The sequence below is a fragment of the Streptomyces fildesensis genome (genome assembly GCF_016107395.1).
In the GTDB taxonomy this organism is placed as follows: domain Bacteria; phylum Actinomycetota; class Actinomycetes; order Streptomycetales; family Streptomycetaceae; genus Actinacidiphila; species Actinacidiphila fildesensis.
Window position 1 is genome coordinate 17,830 of sequence record NZ_JAAIKO010000017.1, and the last position, 18,595, is coordinate 36,424.

Annotated in this window: 13 protein-coding genes; 7 read left to right on the top strand and 6 right to left on the bottom strand. The window is 73.7% G+C overall.

Annotated elements, in window-relative coordinates; translation table 11 throughout:
- Positions 1-24 precede the first annotated feature (24 nt).
- The gene (locus tag C6N31_RS22330) at positions 25-2,964 is read right to left on the bottom strand and encodes a tetratricopeptide repeat protein (RefSeq protein WP_198358038.1); all 2,940 of its coding nucleotides are present in this window, start codon (positions 2,962-2,964) and stop codon (positions 25-27) included.
- Positions 2,961-4,769 (bottom strand): HSP90 family protein, encoded by a 1,809-nt coding sequence (locus C6N31_RS22335; protein ID WP_198358039.1) that lies wholly within the window; start codon positions 4,767-4,769, stop codon positions 2,961-2,963. The genes C6N31_RS22330 and C6N31_RS22335 overlap by 4 nt, the downstream gene beginning before the upstream one ends.
- Positions 4,770-4,953: 184 nt before the next feature.
- On the opposite strand from C6N31_RS22335, the gene C6N31_RS22340 reads away from it, so the two are divergent.
- Positions 4,954-6,579, top strand: coding sequence for an alkaline phosphatase D family protein (locus C6N31_RS22340; protein WP_232485509.1), 1,626 nt, complete (start codon positions 4,954-4,956; stop codon positions 6,577-6,579).
- 167 nt (positions 6,580-6,746) lie between these two features.
- Positions 6,747-8,090: a GNAT family N-acetyltransferase gene (locus C6N31_RS22345; RefSeq protein WP_138357218.1), complete on the top strand. Its 1,344-nt coding sequence runs from the start codon at positions 6,747-6,749 to the stop codon at positions 8,088-8,090.
- On the opposite strand, the gene C6N31_RS22350 is transcribed toward C6N31_RS22345, so the two are convergent.
- Positions 8,074-9,246 carry a trans-sulfuration enzyme family protein gene (locus tag C6N31_RS22350; RefSeq protein ID WP_138357219.1) on the bottom strand — a complete coding sequence of 391 codons (1,173 nt, stop codon included), beginning with the start codon at positions 9,244-9,246 and terminating at the stop codon, positions 8,074-8,076. The two genes, C6N31_RS22345 and C6N31_RS22350, sit on opposite strands and share 17 nt — an antisense overlap.
- A 59-nt stretch (positions 9,247-9,305) precedes the next feature.
- Here C6N31_RS22350 and C6N31_RS22355 point away from each other — a divergent pair, with 59 nt between their 5' ends.
- The 4 genes from C6N31_RS22355 (at position 9,306) to C6N31_RS22370 (ending at position 13,164) form a co-directional block, all read left to right on the top strand.
- Entirely contained in the window at positions 9,306-9,788 is a 483-nt protein-coding gene (locus tag C6N31_RS22355; protein WP_138357220.1) for an Lrp/AsnC family transcriptional regulator, read from the top strand.
- A 112-nt stretch (positions 9,789-9,900) separates the two neighbouring features.
- Positions 9,901-11,586 carry a DUF885 domain-containing protein gene (locus C6N31_RS22360; protein ID WP_138357221.1) on the top strand — a complete coding sequence of 562 codons (1,686 nt, stop codon included), beginning with the start codon at positions 9,901-9,903 and terminating at the stop codon, positions 11,584-11,586.
- Between the two features lie 131 nt (positions 11,587-11,717).
- Entirely contained in the window at positions 11,718-12,665 is a 948-nt protein-coding gene (locus tag C6N31_RS22365) for an ATP-grasp domain-containing protein (RefSeq protein ID WP_187144758.1), read from the top strand.
- On the top strand, positions 12,640-13,164 hold the full coding sequence (locus tag C6N31_RS22370; RefSeq protein ID WP_138357222.1) for a GNAT family N-acetyltransferase: 525 nt from the start codon (positions 12,640-12,642) through the stop codon (positions 13,162-13,164). Before C6N31_RS22365 ends, C6N31_RS22370 begins: the two co-directional genes overlap by 26 nt.
- Positions 13,165-13,230: 66 nt before the next feature.
- Here C6N31_RS22370 and C6N31_RS22375 read toward each other — a convergent pair whose 3' ends face one another.
- The gene (locus C6N31_RS22375; protein WP_187144759.1) at positions 13,231-13,710 is read right to left on the bottom strand and encodes a rhodanese-like domain-containing protein; all 480 of its coding nucleotides are present in this window, start codon (positions 13,708-13,710) and stop codon (positions 13,231-13,233) included.
- A gap of 94 nt (positions 13,711-13,804) precedes the next feature.
- On the opposite strand from C6N31_RS22375, the gene C6N31_RS22380 reads away from it, so the two are divergent.
- Positions 13,805-14,251 (top strand): Lrp/AsnC family transcriptional regulator, encoded by a 447-nt coding sequence (locus C6N31_RS22380; RefSeq protein ID WP_138357223.1) that lies wholly within the window; start codon positions 13,805-13,807, stop codon positions 14,249-14,251.
- Here C6N31_RS22380 and C6N31_RS22385 read toward each other — a convergent pair.
- Positions 14,241-17,291: an AAA family ATPase gene (locus C6N31_RS22385; RefSeq protein WP_198358040.1), complete on the bottom strand. Its 3,051-nt coding sequence runs from the start codon at positions 17,289-17,291 to the stop codon at positions 14,241-14,243. The genes C6N31_RS22380 and C6N31_RS22385 overlap by 11 nt on opposite strands.
- Before the next feature lie 3 nt (positions 17,292-17,294).
- Positions 17,295-18,452 carry an exonuclease SbcCD subunit D gene (locus C6N31_RS22390; protein ID WP_198358041.1) on the bottom strand — a complete coding sequence of 386 codons (1,158 nt, stop codon included), beginning with the start codon at positions 18,450-18,452 and terminating at the stop codon, positions 17,295-17,297.
- Between the last annotated feature and the right edge of the window lie 143 nt (positions 18,453-18,595).

Sequence of the window (18,595 nt, forward strand, 5' to 3'; positions counted from 1 at the left end):
GCGATCGGCCCCGGGCCCAAGGGATCAGGGAGCGGGATCCGCGTCCGGCTGCTTCGTGCGGTCGAGGACGGACCCGGCTTCGGCACGCCGCCGTTCGGCCGTCTCGCCCTCCTCGTCGCCGTAGTCGGCGAGCACCGCCCGCGCCCGGTCCGCGGCGGCGTCGGGCCGGCCGAGGTCGGCCTCGATCCAGGCCGCGACCAGCTGTGCGGCGGAGCGGCCGTCGCGGGACCCGTAGGTCGCGGCGGCCCGCCCGGTGTGCACGAGTGCCTCCTCGTAGGCCGCGCGGGCGGAGCCGTCGGTGTCCGTGTCCCCGGGTTCGGCGGGGCAGCCGCGGGCCAGGAGTTGGCCGGTCTGGAGGTGGGTGTCGGCGAGGTCGGCCCGCAGCATGTCCCGCTCGTGCTCGTCGGTGGCCGCGGCGAGCGCAGCGGCGGCGGTCTCTGCGGCGGACTCCATCGCCCGGCGGGCGGCGGGCAGCCCCGGCCGGCCCTCGCGCAGCTCGATCCACGCGCGGGCGCGCAGTGCGCGCACCACCAACGGGGTCCGCCCGAGGGCGCGCCACAGCTGTTCCGCGCGCTCGTACGCCTGGACGGCCTGGTCGTCGAGCCCGGCGCGGTTGAGGGCGTCGGCGGCGAGGTGGGCGAGATTCGCGTGGTCCTGCTGTTCCTCCCAGTCCTTGGCGATCTCCGCGGCGAGCAGGAACTGCTCGGCGGCCGCGCGGGGTTCGTCCAGCTGCAGCAGGCATTCGCCCAGCCACCACCGGGCCTGAACGACCCGGCCCTCGTGGTGCGCCGCGCGCAGGTCGGGCAGCGCGGTCTCCAGGACGGCGGCCGCTTCGGCGGCGCGGCCGAGGCGGTTCAGCGCCCCACCGAGCACGAGCCGGGCCCAGCCGCCGGTGTCGTCGCCGTCCCCCGCCTCGTCGGCCCAGTGCGCGCCTTCCAGCGCGTGGTCGGCGGCCTCGTCGTCCTGGCCGGTGTCGGCGAGCGCCTGGGCGAGGACGGTGTGCAGATGGGCGTGGTGCGCGGGGGTGAGGAACTCGGTGCCGAGGTCGAGCGCGGAGCGGGCCGCGCGGGCGGCGGTGTGCGGATCGCCGTGGTTCAGGGCGAGCTCGGAGAGCATCGCCTCGCCCTCGACGGCGAGCCAGGGGCGTCCGGCCTCCTGGTGCAGTGCGGAGGCCCGGGTGAACGCCTCGGCCGCGCCCCGGACATCGCCGCGGCCGGCGACGAGCCGGCCGAGCAGGCAGGTCGCGTCGGCGATCCGGCCGAGGACGCGGTCCTCGTCACGGTGGGCCTCGGCCAGGACCAGGATGTCGGAGACCTCGGCCTCCACGGCGGCCGCGGCCGCCTGGGGGTCGGCGGCCTGTCCGACCGTTCCCAGCCTGATCCGGGCGCGCAACAGGAGCGCGCCGGTGAGCTGGCGGGTGGTGGCCCGCTCCTTGGCGTGCAGCTCCCTGAGCTGTTCGCAGGCGGCGTCGGCCGCGGCGAGGGCGGGCCGCACGGTTCCGGCGAGCGCCATGGCGTAGGCGGCGCGGCCGCGGCACGCGGCGGCTTCCCCGTACTCCCCGGCCGCCTCGAAGTCCGCCGCGGCCGCGGTCAGCAGCGCGAGCGCGGCCGGCGGGTCGTCGAGGCTGTCCATGCCGGCGTGGTCGGCGACTTCGGCGTGGGCCATCGGGTCCAGCGGGGTCCCGGTGCGGTCGGCGGCGCGGCCGACCGCGGCCCACGCCGCGTGGGCAGCCTCGCGCTGCTCCCTGCTGAGCTCGCGGGCGCGGGCGATCAGCTCCGTGAGGTCGTCACTCCGGTCCGCGGCAGCGTCTGCGGACGGCACTGCGGGCGCCGCGGCCGGTGCCGTTTCCGGCAGGCGCGCGGCGCGCACCCCGAGCGGCAGCCGGTCGAGCAGCGGGGTGCCGGCGAGGCGTTCCGCCACCCAGGTGCTGACGGTGTCCGTGCCGTTGCGCTCGTCGAAGCCGCGGGCGAGGCCGGCGATGGCGGCTTCGGTGCGGGTGAGGAGTTCGGCCGCGGTGCGCGTCGTCGCCCCGGGCGCGGGGACGGGACGGTCGCCGTGGCCGAGCGCGGTGAGCCGGCGCAGCAGGACGGCGGCGGCTCCCAGGAAGTGCAGCCGGGACAGGGGCGTTCCGTCGCCCTCCAGGTGCGCGGTGTGTTCGGCGAGGATCTCCAGGCCGCGTGCCTCGTTGCCGGTCAGTGCGCAGAACTCGATGTGCCTGCCGATGGAGGGCAGCAGGCTCTCGTTGCCCCGGGCCAGCCGGTAGCCGCGCAGATGGTTCCCGCGGGCCTCGTCGGTGCGCCCGAGCCGGACCAGGGGCAGCAGGGACAGCGACAGGATGCGGTGTGGTTCCTCCTGGCAGCTGTGCTCGCCCGCCAGCACCGGCGCCCAGGCGGCGACGGCGCGTTCGTCCTCGCCCCGGTCGGCGTGCCACTCGCCCTCGTCGTTGAGTTCGCAGGCCCGGCAGTCGCTCATGATGTCGCGGTCGGCGGCGGTCCAGGCGGCCAGCGAGCGGATGGCTGTGGCCGTGTCGCCGGTGTGCCGGGCCAGGCTGTACTCGGCGGCGTGTACGGGCCGCTGCGAGTAGCCGCCCAGGGCGTAGCGGCGGCCCATCTCCACCAGCCACCGTCGGATGGGCTCCAGCGGGATGTCGGAGTAGCCGATCATGCCGGTGCTCACCCATTTGAAGCGCCAGTGCAGCTGGTGGACGGCGCGCTCGCCGAAGTCCTCCGGGTGCTCGTCCCACATCCGCAGCAGTCGGGAGAACGGCACGAACATCTTGGCGCGCTCGGTGCTGTACTCGTAGGCGCTGACGAGATCGAAGAGCGCGTCCAGCAGCAGCGGCCGGTCGCCGGTGGTCTCGGCGAGCGCCACCAGTTCCTCGGCGCGGGCGTTGCGCACGGTGCCGTTGCGGGCGGAGCGGTTCTCCTCCAGCGCCCGGTGGATCTCGTGGACGGCCGCCGTCATCGGCTCTCCTCCTGGCCTTCGGGGTGCGTGGCCCACTGCAGCAGGTCCAGGAACGCACGGTTGATCAGTGCCGAGTCGGCCGGGCGCAGCGGGCGCTGGGCCAGCATCAGGGCCTGTCCGTACAGCGCCTCGGTGGCGGTGCCGGCGAGTTCGGGGTCGTCGAGGGCGCTGATCCGGCGGACCAGCGGGTTGTGGTGGTTGAGGACGAGCCGGGCACGTGGCGCGGAGCCGCGCAGCGAGCCCAGGATGCCGGCCCACAGCCCGTCTGCCTGGGTCTCCTCCTCGGCGCGGGCGCGTTCGAACCGGGCGGCGCGGTCGTCGAGGTGCAGGGCGGGGACGGTCAGCGGGTGGAAGGTGCGCAGCACGACGTCGCAGCCCAGGGCGTCGAGCCGGGTGCGCGCAGCGGTGAGGAACCCGGCCAGCGCGAGCTCCTCCGCGGGGTCGACGGCGTCCAGGTGTGCGGTGACGGTGTCGGCGTCGAGTTCCGCGACGGCGGTGCCCGGCCGTACCCGCGGCAGCAGTTCGACGAGGTCGGCGTCGTAGGTGTAGCCGCCGTTGACAACCCCGATGCCCTGGGCCGACGCGATGGGCGCGACCTGCCGGTACTCCTCGACGGTGCGGGTGAAGTGCACGACCGGGTGGCGCCGGGCGAACTCCTCGAGCGACAGCCGTCCGTCGGTGGTCTCGAACGGCAGCCACGGCAGCATGACGCCGAACATCTCCGGGTCGTGCCGGGCCAGCGACTTCACCCCGAGGTGGTGCACGGACAGGAACTGCCCGAGCTGTTCGGGGTCTCCCGCGGCGAGCGCGGTCAGCCACTCGCGGATGCGTCCGCCGAGGGCGTCGCGGACGGCGGCCAGGGTCTCGTCGGCGTACAGGCTCTCGCGGGACGCGGTGGGGCGCAGGCTGTCGGTGTCGATGACGCACCGGACGAAGAACGCCCAGTCCGGCAGCAGGTCGTCCGCCCGTTCGGTGAGCAGCATGCCCTTGAGGTGGACGCGGTGGCCCGCGCGCCGGGCGGGGCTGACGGCCTCCGGCAGCACGTAGGCGACACCGCGGACGCCGGCGAGCGGCACGTCCAGGTCGATGGCGTCCAGCGGGTTGAAGCCGAACTGCTCGTGGCAGTGCCGGGCCAGCGCGATCCGCCGGGCGGCCGGGCTGGAGTGCGGGCGTTCCCACACCGCGGGCAGATCGGTGACCGGTTCGTCCCCGACGCGGACGTCGTAGGGCAGCAGCGAGCCGAAGTCCCGGGCGAGGGCGATGACGCGGGCGGGTTCCAGCCACTCGGCGGCTCCGGGCCGGGCGCTGAGGTACACCGTGGTGCCGGGTTCGGTGCGCGCGTCCGACGGCAGGGTGCGGACGGTGTAGGAGCCGTCGTCGCGGGCCGTCCACTCCACCGGCGGGGCGTCGGGGGTGCGGGCGGAACGGCTGACGACGCGGATCTCCCCGGCGACGACGAAGCACGCGAGCAGTCCGATGCCGAACTGGCCGAGGAATTCGGCGCGCGCCGACTCCAGGCCGTCGCGCTTGGAGCTGCGGCCGATGGTGGCCAGCAGGGTGTGGACGTCGCTCTCGGTGAGACCGATGCCGCTGTCCTCGACCCGCAGCCGGCCCTCCCCGGCGTACAGCCGCACCCGAGCGGGCGCGTCCGGCTGTTCGGCACGACGCGCCGTGATCGCGTCAACGGCGTTCTGCAGCAGTTCCCGCAGGTAGACCTTGGGGCTGGAGTAGAGGTGGTGGGAGAGCAGGTCCACCAGTCCGCGGAGATCGACCTGGAAGGTGTGCGGTATGTGATCAGCAGTCATCGTCTCAGCCGTACAGGGGATGAATTCCGGCCATCGTAGGGCGCTGCCCCGGTGTTGACCATGGGTTTCGGTGCGCGGTCCGGTCCGCCCCGGGCGCCGTGTTCACCGGCCGTTCGACCGGACGGCATCCGGGACCAGTAGGAACGGGGACGACGCAGGGGCAGCCGAGCAGCAGGAGTCGCACATGTCGCAGATGCCGAACACAGCACACCGGGAACAGGGTTCGCCGCAGTCGCGGCCTTCGGCCACCGGGGTGGACCGCCGGACGGTCCTCGGCGGCGGCCTGGCCGCGGCAGGAGCGCTGCTCGTTCCCGCCGTGACGGCGGCGCCCGCGCTGGCCCTGTCGGGACGGCCGGCCGCGCCGTGGGGTGTGCAGAGCGGCGATGTCACGGCCACGTCCGGTCTGGTGTGGGTACGGGCGGACCGGCCGGCCCGGATGGTCGTGGAGACGTCGGTCAGCGGCACCTTCCGCGACGCGCGCCGCTGGCAGGGCCCGCTGCTGGGTCCTGACACCGACTTCACCGGCACGACCTCGCTGCGTGGGCTGCCGTCCGGCGAACAGATCCATTACCGGGTGCTGCTGGCCGATCCGGACGGCCACCGGCGTACCGGCGCACCCATGGACGGCACCTTCCGCACCCCGTCGGCACGGCGCCGCGACGATGTGCGCTTCCTGTGGTCGGGAGACCTCGCCGGGCAGGGCTGGGGCATCAACCCGGACATCGGCGGCTACCGCATCTACGAGGCGATGGGCCGGCTCGACCCGGACTTCTTCCTGTGCAGCGGGGACAACATCTACGCCGACGGCCCGATCGCGCCCACCGCGGCGCTGCCCGACGGCCGGGTCTACCGCAACCTCACCACCCCGGAGAAGTCCAAGGTCGCCGAGACGCTCGCGGAGTTCCGCGGCGCCTTCCGCTACAACCTGCTCGACGACAAGCTGCGCGCCTTCAACGCCCGGGTGCCCTCGGTCATCCAGTGGGACGACCACGAGGTGCGCAACAACTGGTACCCGGGCGAGATCATGGACGACGCGCGGTACGCCCAGAAGAGCGTGGACGTGCTGGCGGCCCGCTCCCGTCGCGCGTTCTCCGAGTACTTCCCGATCTCGACGCTGCGGCCGAACGCCGACGGGCGCGTCCAGCGGGTGCAGCACCACGGCCCGCTGCTGGACGTCTTCGTGCTGGACATGCGCACCTACCGCAACGCCAACTCCCCCGACACCCAGACGCAGGACGAGCAGGGCATCCTCGGGCGGGCGCAGCTGGAGTGGCTGAAGCGGGAGCTGTCCCGGTCCCGCGCGGTGTGGAAGGTGATCGCCGCCGACATGCCGCTGGGCCTGGTGGTGCCGGACACCACGGAGGGCAAGCCGAACATCGAGGCGGTCGCGCAGGGCGATCCGGGTGCCCCGCTCGGACGTGAGTTGCAGATCGCCGAGCTGCTGCGGTTCGTCAAGCACCGGCGGATCACCGGCACGGTGTGGCTGACGGCCGATGTGCACCACACGTCCGCGCAGCACTACCAGCCGTCCCGCGCGGCGTTCACGGACTTCGCGCCGTTCTGGGAGTTCGTCTCCGGCCCACTGAACGCCGGCGCGTTCCCGGCCAGCGCACTGGACGGCACCTTCGGTCCCGAGCGGGTCTTCGTCAAGGCGCCCGAGCGCGCCAACGTCTCGCCCGCCGAGGGGTACCAGTTCTTCGGTCAGGTCGACATCGACGGGCAGTCGGGCGAGCTGACGGTGCGGCTGCGTGAGCAGGACGGCACGGTGCTGTTCACCAAGGTGCTGCAGCCCGGCCGCGTCGGCCAGTAGGGCACCCGGCCCGCCGCGTCCGCGGTTTTGCCGTCTGCCGGTCGCGGGACACCGCCCGGCAGGCGGCAAAACCGTTGAAAGCGCAAATTAACCACCAGGAATCACCCTTAACCCACCGGTCATAGAACGTTCGTGATCACGCAACACATGTTCGACATGGTGTTCTCATGCCTCAGCTGACTCCGTCGAACCCACGCCCCTCCCGCGCCCACCGCCACCACTGGCGGCGCGACCTGGTGGAACTCGCCGCCCTCTTCACCGCGGTGGCCACCGCGGACCTGGTGTCCAATGTGGTGGTGCACGGTCCGGAGGGGCCCGTCCTGCTGGCCGCCTCGGCCGTCGCACTGCTGGCGACGGCCGGATTCCACACATGGTGGGCACGCCGCCACAGTCATGCGCCCCCCGGACCGGCTCCGGCGGACCGGGCCGACGAACCGGGCCCGGCGACGCTGTGGCGGCTGCGCACCACGGTGCGCGACACCCCCGGCAGCCTGGGCTCGGTGTGCATGGCGCTGGCCGACGCCGGCGTCGACATCCTGACGCTGCAGACCCACCCGCTGGCCGACGGCACGGTCGACGAGTTCCTGCTCCGGGCACCTGGATCGGTACCGGCCCTCGCGCTGTCCCAGGTCGTCGGGGCGGCCGGCGGACGCGACACCTGGACGGAGCGGGCCGACGCCCACGACCTGGTGGACACCCCCACCAGGATGCTCACGCTCGCCACCCGCACCGCCCTGGACGCCGCGGAGCTGCCGCTCGCCCTGCGCCAGCTCTTCGGCCGGTGCACGATCCGCTCGGTCCCGGCCGCGAAGGACGGCACCCCGGCACCGGAGGACTCCCTGACCGAGACCGTGATGACGCTGCGCGACCCGTCCGGCGGCACGATCACCGTCGAGCGGGCATACCTGCCGTTCACCCCGACCGAGTTCGCCAGGGCGCGGGCCCTGGTGGAACTCGACTCGCGGCTGGGCGTCCGGATGCCGGAGAGCAAGGACGTGCTGACGCTGCCGGAGGGCAACGAGATCACGATCCGCCGGGCCGGCCCCGAGGACCTGCCCGCGGCCCGCGCCATGCACGACCGCTGCTCCCCGGAGACGCTCGCGCAGCGCTATCACGGCCCGGTCCCCGACGCGGACCGCTATCTGAAGCACCTGCTCAGCCCGCGCTTCGGCCGGACGCTGGCCGTCGAGACGGCGTCGGGCCGGCTGGTCGCGCTGGCGCACCTGCTGTGGGACGGCGACGAGAACGAGGTCGCCCTGCTGGTCGAGGACGACTGGCAGCGCCGCGGCATCGGCGCGGAACTGCTGCGCAAGCTCGTCGGCCACGCCGTCGAGGCGGGCCGGGGCAGCGTCTACGCCGTGACGCAGGCGAACAACACCGGCATGGTGGCGACCATGCGCGATCTGGGACTCCCGCTGGACTACCAGGTCGAGGACGGCACGCTGGTGATCACCGCGACGCTGACACCGTCGGGCGTGCCGTCCTCGCCGAAGGTCACGAGCCGGAACTGACCGACTCGGCGAGGACCGAGGCCCGCAGCGCGCCGTCGAGGTCGCGCCACAGGTCCTCGACGTCCTCCAGGCCGACCGACATCCGCAGCAGCCGGTCACTGACGCCCGCCGCCCGGCGGTCCCGCTCGTCGACGACGCGGTGGCTGATCGAGGCCGGGTGCTGGATGAGGGTGTCGACACTGCCGAGGCTGACCGCCGGGGTGATCAGCCGGACCGCGGCGATCACCTCGTGCGGGTCGCCGTGCACCTCGAACGCGACCATGGCGCCGCCGATCCGCGGGTAGTGCACCGCCGCCACCCGCGGGTCGGCGGCCAGCCGCCCGGCGAGCACTTCGGCGCTCTGCGAGGCGGCGCGCATCCGTACCGGCAGCGTCGACAGCCCGCGCAGCAGCAGATAGCCGGCCAGCGGGTGCAGGACGCCGCCGGTGGCGAACCGGACCTTGCGCAGCAGCCGGGCGAACTCCTCGTCGCAGGCCACCACCCCGCCGAGCACATCGCCGTGACCGCCGAGGTACTTGGTCGCGCTGTGCAGCACGATGCTCGCGCCGAGCTCGGCGGGGCGCTGCAGCACCGGCGTCGCGAAGGTGTTGTCCGCGAGCAGCGGCACCGTTCCGCAGGCGTGCGCTATCGCCCGCAGGTCCAGTTCGGCGAGGGTCGGGTTGGCGGGGGTCTCGACCAGGACCAGCCCGGTGTCGGGCCGGATCGCTTCGGCGATGCCCGCCGGGTCCACCCAGGTCACCTCGGTGCCCAGCAGCCCGCCGGACAGCAGATGGTCACTGCACCCGTACAGCGGGCGGACCGCGACGACGTGCCGCAGGCCCAGGGAGCCGCGCGCCAGCAGGCAGGCGGTCAGGGCGGCCATGCCACTGGCGAAGGCGACCGCGTCGTCGGTGCCTTCGAGCCGGGCCAGGGCGGTCTCGAAGCGGCTGACGGTCGGATTGTCCAGCCGGCCGTAGACGGGCGGGCCCTCCAGCCGGGCGCCGGTGGCGGCGAACACATCGAGCCGGGCGGCCTCGCCCCGGCTGTCGTACGACGGGTACGTGGTCGACAGATCCAGGGGTACGGCGTGCACGCCGAGCCCGGCGAGGTCCTCGCGGCCGGCGTGCACCGCTTCGGTGGCCAGAGAACGAGGCGGTGCCACAGTGTGTTGTTCCATGCCCAGAGCCTGAACAATCGGCGCCCATCGGTGACCGCATCCCGTGCTACGTTCGGCCGATGACCGATTCCGTCACTTTGGATCCGATCGATCTCGAGATTCTCCGGGTCCTGCAGAACGATTCCCGGACCACCAACCGCGATCTCGCGACGGCGGTCGGCGTCGCCCCGTCCACCTGTCTGGACCGCGTGGCACGGCTGCGCCGTACCGGAGTGATCCTCGGCCATGAACTGCGACTGGATCCCGCCAAGCTCGGACGCGGCCTCGAGGCGCTGCTGTCGGTGCAGGTACGGCCGCACCGCAGGGAGCTGATCAGCCCGTTCGTGGCCCGGATCCGCGCCCTCCCCGAGACGCGGGCGCTGTTCCACCTCACCGGCCCCGACGACTACCTCGTCCATGTCGCGGTGACCGGTACGTCCGATCTGCAGCGGCTGGTGATCGACGAGTTCACCTCGCGCCGCGAGGTCGCCCGGGTGGAGACCCGGCTGATCTTCCAGCAGTGGGACTGCGGCCCCCTGCTGCCGCCCGTCCCGGGCGCCTGACCGCCGGGCCGCGGGCTCTGGACGGCGGCGCCGGCAGCGCGGCCGCCCGCCGACAGGTACGTAGCCAAGAAGAATGATGACGCGGCGGGCCCGTTCGTACGAGGATGGCCGTATGTCCACGAATACCAGCAGCCCGCTGCCCCGCCAGGTGGCCGACGCGTACGTCGACCACCTCATCGAACTCGACCCGATCATGGGTACCTACCTCGGCATCGCGCAGAGCAATTCCTTTCTGCCCGACTACTCCCCCGCCGGGACGAGCGCCGTCGCCGACCTCGCCCGCACCACGCTGGACCTGCTGACCCAGGCCGAGGCGCAGCCGGGCGCGGACACCGACGCGGAGCGGCGCTGCGCCCGGCTGCTGCGCGAGCGGCTCAACGCCGAACTCGCCGTGCACGAGGCCGCGGAAGGGCTGCGCGCGGTCAGCAACATCCACTCGCCGCTGCACTCGATGCGCGAGGTCTTCAGCGTCACCCCCGCCGAGACCACGGAGGACTGGACCGCGATCGCCGCCCGGCTGCGCGCCGTCCCGGCCGCACTGGAGGGCTACCGCGCCTCGCTCGCCGGAGGCCTCGACCGCAAGCTCCCGGCCGGCCCCCTCCAGGTGACGACCGTCATCGGCCAGCTGACCGGCTGGATCGGCACCGACAGCAGCTACTTCGGGACGATTGCCGCGCCGGGCCCCGAGGAGCTGCGCGGTGAGCTCGACGCTGCCGCCGCCGGGGCCACCGAAGCCCTCGTGGCGCTGCGCGACTGGCTGCGCGACACCTACGCCCCGAGCGTCGAGGGCGCGCCGGAGACCGTCGGCCGCGAGCGCTACGCCCGCTGGTCGCGGTACTGGAACGGCACCGACCTCGATCTCGACGAGGCCTACGCGTACGGCTGGTCCGAGTACCACCGCATCCACGAGGAGATGAAGACCGAGGCCGAGAAGATCCTGCCGGGCGCGGCGACCCCTTGGGAGGCCCTGGCCCACCTGGAGGAGCACGGCACCCGCATCGAGGGCGTCGAGGAGGTCAGGACCTGGCTCCAGTCGCTGATGGACGAGGCCATCGAGGCTCTGGACGGCACGCACTTCGAGCTGGCCGACCGCGTCAAGCGCGTCGAGTCTCGGATCGCCCCGCCCGGCGGCGCCGCGGCCCCTTATTACCTGCAGCCGTCGGAGGATTTCTCCCGCCCGGGCACGACCTGGCTGCCGACGATGGGCCAGACCAGCTTCCCCGTCTACGACCTGGTCTCCACCTGGTACCACGAGGGCGTTCCCGGCCATCACCTGCAGCTCGCCCAGTGGACGCACGTCGCGGAATCCCTCTCCCGCTACCAGGCGACCGTCGGTCTGGTCAGCGCGAACTGCGAGGGCTGGGCGCTGTACGCCGAGCGCCTCATGGACGAGCTGGGCTTCCTCACCGACCCCGAGCGCCGGCTGGGCTACCTCGACGCGCAGATGATGCGCTCGACCCGCATCATCGTCGACATCGGTATGCACCTGGAGCTGGAGATCCCCGCCCACTCCCCGTTCCACCCCGGCGAGCGCTGGACGCCGGAGCTGGGCCGGGAGTTCTTCGGTCTGCACAGCGGCCGCCCCGCCGACTTCGTCGACAGCGAGCTGATCCGCTACCTGGGCATGCCCGGCCAGGCCATCGGCTACAAGCTCGGTGAGCGCGCCTGGCTGACCGGCCGCGAGGCCGCCCGCAAGGCCCACGGCGACGCCTTCGACGCCAAGGCCTGGCACATGGCCGCCCTCTCCCAGGGCTCCCTGGGCCTCGACGACCTGGTCACCGAGCTCTCGGCCCTGTAGGAACACGGCGGGGCCCCGGCCTCGCAAACGTTTCCGTGCGGGCGGCGGCGGATCTCCTCCGCAGCCGTCCGCACGGAGCTGCCTCGGGCGCCGCCGGATGTGGCCGTCCACGGCCGGTCTAGGCTGCCCGTATGGGGGCCACCATCATCTTCTGCGCGGATCCGCTGAATCCGCGGCGACCGGACGCCCACTTCGCACCCGAGGCGCGGGCCGCGCGGGAACTGGGTCTGACCGTCGCGCTGCTCGACCATGACGCGCTGCTCGCCGGAGATCCGGCGGCTGCCGTCGCCCGGGTCCCGCGGGGCACCGGACCCGCGTGGTACCGCGGCTGGATGATCCCCGGGGACCACTACAGCAACCTGGCGCAGGCGCTCGACGCACGCGGCTGCACCCTGCTGACGGAACCGGACCGCTTTCGCGCCGCGCATGAACTGCCCGGTTGGTACGGCACGTTCGAGGAGCTGACGCCGCGCAGCGTCTGGCTGCCCGTCGACGCCGGCCGGCCGCCGGACACGGCGGCGCTGGCCGCCCTCACCGCACCACTGGGCGGCGGCCCCGGCATCGTGAAGGACTTCGTCAAGTCCCGCAAGCACGAGTGGGACGAGGCCTGTTACGTCCCCGACCTCGCGGACACCGAGCGGCTCGCGGCCGTCACCGCCTGCTTCGTCGAGCGGCAGGGCGACTTCCTCGCGGGCGGAGTCGTCGTCCGGGCCTTCGAGCAGTTCACGGACACCGGTGAGGCACGGGTGTGGTGGCTGGACGCGCAACCGGTCCTCGTCACCGCACACCCCGACACCCCGCAACTCCGCCCACGGCCGGCACTGGACCGGGTACAGCCGCTGGTGGCCGCCCTCGGCTGCCGCTTCGTCACCACCGACCTCGCACTGCGGGCCGACGGGCAGTGGCGGGTGATCGAGGTCGGGGACGGCCAGGTCAGCGATCTGCCGCCGGACGCGGACCCTGGGGCTCTGGCCGGAAAACTCACCTCCGTCCGAGGGCCCCGAGGGATACTCTGCAGATCCTTTGCCTTCTCCGACAGGACGGTCCCGATCCATGACCCTGCGCACCTCCCATCATGACGGCCGACAGGTGCTCGAATCCGGCCGGGTGACCCTGCGCGAACAGCTGCCCGCCGACTGCGCACAGCTGGCCGAGGGCAAGCCCGCCGAGCTCGTCTGGATCGACGGCATACCCGGCGAGGGCACGACGAGCGCCGCCGGGATGACGGTCCAGGCGGACGCGGCCGGAGTGTTCCAGCCCGGCTGGGGAGTGTTCGCGATCCAGCGGTCCGAGGACGGCATGGCGATCGGCGGCATCGGCTTCCACGGCCCGCCCACCGACGGCGTCGCCGAGATCGGCTACGACCTCTCGATCTCCGCCCGCGGCGCCGGCTGGGCCACCGACGCCCTGCTGGCCCTCGCGGAATGGGCCCTCACCCGCCCCGGCGTCCGCGTCCTCCTCGCGACCACCGAACCGGACAACATCCCGTCCCAACGGGTCCTGGAACGAGCGGGTTTCACTCGCGTGGCGGACCACGGGAACCTGCACGCATTCGAACTGGTCGGCCCGGCGGTCTGACCGGCCCCATCCTGCGCACGTCCGCAGCGACGACCCCGACACGTCCGGCGATCGCCGCACGGCCGGTCAGCAGCCGCAGGTGTCGGCGCCGGTCGGGGCGGTGAGGGGGTCCGCTTCGTGGCGGGCTTCGCCCTCGAAGGTCTCGAAGGCGTAGCCCTCGCGGATCCAGTACTCCATGCCGCCGAGCATCTCCTTGACCCGGTAGCCGAGGGTTGCCAGGGCGTGGGCGGCGCGGGTCGCGCCGTTGCAGCCGGGGCCCCAGCAGTACACGACGACCGGGACCGAGCGGTCCAGGAACTCCGCGGCGAGCTGCGGGATCTGGGCGGTCGGAAGATGGACGGCGCCCGGTACGTGGCCCTGGTCCCAGGATTCGGTGCTGCGGGAGTCGACGACCACGAATCCGGGGTGCTCGGCCTGCAGACCGGCCGCGACGTCGGAGACGTCGGCGTGGAAGGCGAGGCCGGCGGCGAAGTAGGCGGCCGCGTCGGCGGGGGCGGCCGGGGGGACGCGGAGGACGGGGTTCTCGGAAACGATCAGCTGTGTCATGGCTGGAAATCTACGGAACCCGGGCGGGACCGTGAAGTGAGATTCCCCGGTGGTTTTCTTGCACGGCCGGGATTTCCCCTGCTATTCATCGGTCATGACCAGTGAATCCCTCGACGCCACCGACTGGCGCATCCTGGAAGCCCTGCAGCGCGACGGCCGGGCCAGTTACGCCGAGCTGGCGCGGGCGGTCGCGATGTCGCCCAGCGCGGTGACCGAGCGGGTCCGCCGGCTGGAGGAGTCCGGGGTGATCACCGGTTATTCGGCGGTCATCGACCACGACCGGGTCGGTCTGCCCATCCTGGCCCTGGTGCGGCTGCGCTATCCGACCGGCAACTACAAGCCGTTCCACGACCTGCTGGCGTCGACGCCGGAGATCCTGGAGGCGCACCACGTCACGGGCGACGACTGCTTCGTCATGAAGGTGGCGGCCCGCTCGATGCGGCATCTGGAGGAGACCGCCGGCCGGATCTCAGGCCTCGGATCGGTCACCACCAGCATCGTCTACTCCTCGCCGCTGTCCCGCCGCCCGCTCACGTTGTGACGGGGGTGACGGCGCCGCGAGCGGTGCCGCGCCCGGACGGCCCCTGGGCGACCGTGGAGCCCGACTGTCCCTTGACGACGCGCAGCTGGGCGGGGATGCGCTGCCGCAGATCGGCGACGTGGCTGACGATACCGACGGCGCGGTCCCGTTCCCGCAGCGCGTCCAGGACGTCCAGCACCTCGTCCAGGGTCTGCTCGTCGAGGCTGCCGAAGCCCTCGTCGATGAAGAGGGTGTCCAGCCGGGTGCCGCCCGCCTCGTCGGTGACGACGTCCGCGAGGCCGAGCGCCAGCGCCAGGGAGGCGGAGAAGGTCTCGCCCCCCGACAGGGTCGCGGTGTCGCGCTCGGTGCCCGTCCAGGCGTCGACGGCCATCAGGCCCAGCCCGGACCGGGAGCGGCCCGCGCTCCTGGCGTCGCTGTGGACGAGGGTGTAGCGCCCCGACGACATGCGCTGCAGCCGGACGCTGGCCGCCGCGGCGACCTGTTCCAGCCGGGCGGCCAGCACGTAGGTCTCCAGTTCCATCTTCAGCTGGTTCTCGGTGGAGGTGCCGGCCGACAGGTCCGCCAGCCGCCGGATCCGGGCGTACTCGGCGCGGGCCGGGGCGAGTTCAGCGGCCTTCGCGGCGGCCTGCGCCCCCAGCCGGTCGAGGTCGGCGCCGCGCGTCTGCGCGGCGGCGTGCGCGGCGGCCGCCTCCCGCAGCCGGGCGGTCGTGGCGTCGACGGCCGCCCGCGCCCGCGCGGGATCGGCGGCCGGCAGTGCGGCGGCGGCCGCGAGTCCGGGCGCCGCCAGATCGGCGGTGACGGCGGCCTCCTCGTCGCGCCACTGCGCCACGAGGTGCTCCAGCCGCAGCCGCCGGTCGGGCGCGGAGAGCGCGCGGGCCGCGTCGGCGGGGGTGTCGAACCCGGCGCGGAACGCCGCGTCGGACAGTGCCGCGTCGGCCTCCTTCAGCCGCTGGGCCCCGTCGTGCTCCCGGTCGACAGCCTGCGCCGCCGTGGTCAGCAGATCGACGCGCCGGGCCAGTTGCGATCTGCGGGCGGCCACGGTCGCGAAGCCGCCGCGCGCCCGCGACAGCTGCTCGGCGATCCGCTCGTACTGCTCGTCGAGCTCCTCGCGCCGCGAGGTCCGCGCAGCGGCCCGGCTCAGCGCCTCGTGCCGCTCCGCGGTCCTGCGGTCGCGTTCCCGTTCGGCCTCGCCGAGCGCCTCACGGGCGGCGTGGGTGTCGGCGGCGGCGCGCACCGCGAGCACGTATTCGCCGTCCAACGCGGTGTACGCGGCGGCCAGTTCGTCCACCGGGGTGTCGCCGGCCGCCGCCAGGGCGGCGTCCCGCCCGGCCCGCGCGCGGCTCAGCTCGTCCTGCACGGCGCTCTGCGCGGCGGACGCGCTCTGGTAGGCGGCGTAGGCGGCGTCCTCGTCCTCGCGGGTGACCTGCCGGTCGGAGGGACGGGCCGGCTCGGGGTGCTCGGCGGAGCCGCACACCCGGCAGTTCTCGCCGGGCACCAGGGCGGCGGCCAGTTCCGCGGCGATACCGGAGATCCGCCCTTCGCGGGCGTCCTGCCAGGCCTCGCGGGTGTCGGCAGCCCGGTCCCGGGCGGCGCGGTGCCGGTCCTCGGCCACGGTCAGGGCGTGGGCGTAACGGTCACGCTCCCGGGCCGCGTCGAGGCGGCGGCGGGCCTGGTCGCGTTCGGCGTCCAGCGTTCCGGCGCGGGCCGCGGCGGCCTGGGCGTCGTCGACGCGCCGCTGCAGACGCAGCCGTTCCGGCTCCCAGCCCTCCAGCCAGCCGTCGGTCTCCTGTACGGCCTCGCCGTCGCCGCGCGCCTCGGCCTCCAACCGGTCGCGGCGGACGGCCAGTTCCGCGGCGCGCCGCTCCAGCTCCCCCGCCTCGGTGAGCGATCCGAGCTCCTCGCGCAGCTGGTTGGCGGTCGCGGTGAGCTGTTCGGCGGCCGCCTCGGCGAGGTCGGCGGGGAGCTCCGCCCGCGCACTGCACCGGGCGGCGAGCGCCTGCTGGTGCTGTGTGGCGGCCTTCTCCCGCAGTTCCAGGGCCGATTCGACGCCGGAGGCGCGGTGCGCCCGCTCCAGCCGGGCGCGCTGTTCATCACGTTCCGACCGGGCCCCGGCGATGCCGTCGGCCCGGCGGCGGGCGGCGGCGTGGCGCTGCTGCAGCCCGTACAGCTCCTGGACGGCGGCGGCCTCGTCGCGGGCCCGGAGGTGCGCCTGTTCGGCCAGCTCCAGCGCGCTCACCGCGATGGCGTGGCGCTCGCGCGCGGTGGAGCGCAGTACGGCCGCCCACTGCAGGATGGGCGCGGCCAGGTCGGAGTGGACCGCCGGTGCGCGCGCCGGAACGTCCTCGGGCAGCCAGTCGTCCAGCGGCTCGGCCCCCGGTCCCGCCGCCTGGGCGAGGCGTCCGGCGAGGTTGTCCAGCTCCTGGTCGCCGGTCTGGATCCGCTGTTCGGCGGCGCGGCGGCGCTCCTTGAGCCACTCCTCGACGGCCTTGAAGCGACGGGTGTCGAAGAGCCGGCCCAGCAGGGCGCCGCGTTCGGCGGCGGTGGCCCGCAGGAAGTTGGCGAACTCGCCCTGCGGCAGCAGCACCACCTGGCAGAACTGCTCCCGGCTCATCCCGATCAGCTGCTTGAGTTCCTCACCGATCTCCTGGTGGGACTTGGAGAGCGCGCGCCACTCGCCGTCGCTGCGCTCCCGCAGCAACGTGACGGCCTTCTCCTGGGTCGTCCCGGAGCCGCGCTTCTTCGGGCGCTGCTGCTCGGGCCGCCGGGTGATCTCCAAGTGCCTTCCGCCGACGTGCAGTTCGAGCACCACCTCGGTGCCGAGGGCGGCGTCGGCGTGGTCGCTGCGCAGCCGGTTGGCCGGCCGGCTGCCGGGGACCTCGCCGTACAGGGCGAAGCAGACGCCGTCGAGGATGGAGGTCTTCCCCGCCCCGGTCGCGCCGTGCAGGAGGAACAGTCCGGCCGAGGACAGTTCGTCGAAGTCGACGCTCTCGGTGCCCGCGAAGGGGCCGAAGGCGGTGAGGTCGAGCCGGTGCAGCCGCATTGCTTACGTTTCCGTCCTTGCGTGGTGCGCGCGTACCGCGTCCAGGGCCTCGCGCAGTACCGTCCGTTCCCGCCCGTCGGGGCCCGAGCCCCGGACGTGGGCCACGAAGTCCTCGGCGATCTGCTGGTCGGTGCGGCCGCGCAGCCGCTGGGCGTAGGAGACCGCCGGGTCGGCGCCGGATTTCTCGGGGTCGAAGGCGAGGCTGAGCACGTGCGGGAAGCGCTTGGCCAGGGCCGCCATCGGTTCCGGCGGGCGCAGCGCGTCGGTGAGGGTGGCCTCGACCCAGGCGTCCTCGTGCCGCTCCAGCGCCGGATCGGCGAGCAGGTCGTCCAGGTGGCCGCGGATCCGGGCGATCGGGCGCGGCACCGGGCAGTCGACGCGCTCGGCGGTCACGGCGCCGTCCTGGTCGAGGTCGACCAGCCACATGCTCTTGCGGTGCCGCTCCTCGGAGAAGGAGTACGCCAGCGGCGAGCCGGAGTACCGGACCCGTTCGGTGATCGTCTGGCAGCCGTGCAGATGGCCGAGCGCCACATAGTCGACGCCCGCGAAGATCTCGGCGGGCACGGCCTCCACCCCGCCCGCCGTGATGTCGCGCTCGCTGTCGCTCGGCGCGCCTCCGGTGACGAAGGCGTGCGCCAGCACCACCGAGCGGGTACCGGCCGGGCGGGTGGCGAGATCGGCGCGCACCCGGTCCATGGCCGCGCCCAGCACGGCGGTGTGGTCGGCCCGCTCGGCGTCGAATTCCGCACGGACCAGCGCAGGTTCGAGGTAGGGCAGCCCGTACAGCACGGTGTCACCGGCGGCGCCCGGCAGGACGACGGGGATCGCGCAGCCCGCCGGGTCGGTGCGCAGGTGGATGCCGGCGCGGCCCATGAGGCCTGCGCCGACGCCCAGCCGCCGGGCCGAATCGTGGTTCCCGGAGATCATCACCGTCGGGACGCCGAGGTCGGCGAGCCGGTGCAGGGCGTCGTCGAAGAGCTCGACGGCGGACAGCGGCGGCACCGCCCGGTCGTAGATGTCCCCGGCGACGAGCACCACGTCGACGGCCTCGGCGCGGACCGTGCTGACGAGATGGTCGAGGAAGGCCGCCTGGGCGGCGAGCAGGCTCTCACGGTGGAACGAACGTCCCAGATGCCAGTCGGAAGTGTGCAGAAGTCTCACTGGGGTGCTCCGACCTGCACGTTTATCGCTCCTCCACCCCGGTACCCGCACCGAATCAGCGTGGGGTCCCGCTGTCGGCACCGACCACGCTAGCGCCCGGACGCCCCCCATCCATCACGGACCTCGGTTTGTCATCGGTTCCG

Excerpts from the sequence above, each read along its gene's own strand:
- C6N31_RS22330 (WP_198358038.1), bottom strand. The coding sequence starts at position 2,964 with ATGACGGCGGCCGTCCACGAGATCCACCGGGCGCTGGAGGAGAACCGC.
- C6N31_RS22335 (WP_198358039.1), bottom strand. The coding sequence starts at position 4,769 with ATGACTGCTGATCACATACCGCACACCTTCCAGGTCGATCTCCGCGGA.
- C6N31_RS22340 (WP_232485509.1), top strand. The coding sequence starts at position 4,954 with ATGTCGCAGATGCCGAACACAGCACACCGGGAACAGGGTTCGCCGCAG.
- C6N31_RS22345 (WP_138357218.1), top strand. The coding sequence starts at position 6,747 with ATGCCTCAGCTGACTCCGTCGAACCCACGCCCCTCCCGCGCCCACCGC.
- C6N31_RS22350 (WP_138357219.1), bottom strand. The coding sequence starts at position 9,246 with ATGGAACAACACACTGTGGCACCGCCTCGTTCTCTGGCCACCGAAGCG.
- C6N31_RS22355 (WP_138357220.1), top strand. The coding sequence starts at position 9,306 with ATGACCGATTCCGTCACTTTGGATCCGATCGATCTCGAGATTCTCCGG.
- C6N31_RS22360 (WP_138357221.1), top strand. The coding sequence starts at position 9,901 with ATGTCCACGAATACCAGCAGCCCGCTGCCCCGCCAGGTGGCCGACGCG.
- C6N31_RS22365 (WP_187144758.1), top strand. The coding sequence starts at position 11,718 with ATGGGGGCCACCATCATCTTCTGCGCGGATCCGCTGAATCCGCGGCGA.
- C6N31_RS22370 (WP_138357222.1), top strand. The coding sequence starts at position 12,640 with ATGACCCTGCGCACCTCCCATCATGACGGCCGACAGGTGCTCGAATCC.
- C6N31_RS22375 (WP_187144759.1), bottom strand. The coding sequence starts at position 13,710 with ATGACACAGCTGATCGTTTCCGAGAACCCCGTCCTCCGCGTCCCCCCG.
- C6N31_RS22380 (WP_138357223.1), top strand. The coding sequence starts at position 13,805 with ATGACCAGTGAATCCCTCGACGCCACCGACTGGCGCATCCTGGAAGCC.
- C6N31_RS22385 (WP_198358040.1), bottom strand. The coding sequence starts at position 17,291 with ATGCGGCTGCACCGGCTCGACCTCACCGCCTTCGGCCCCTTCGCGGGC.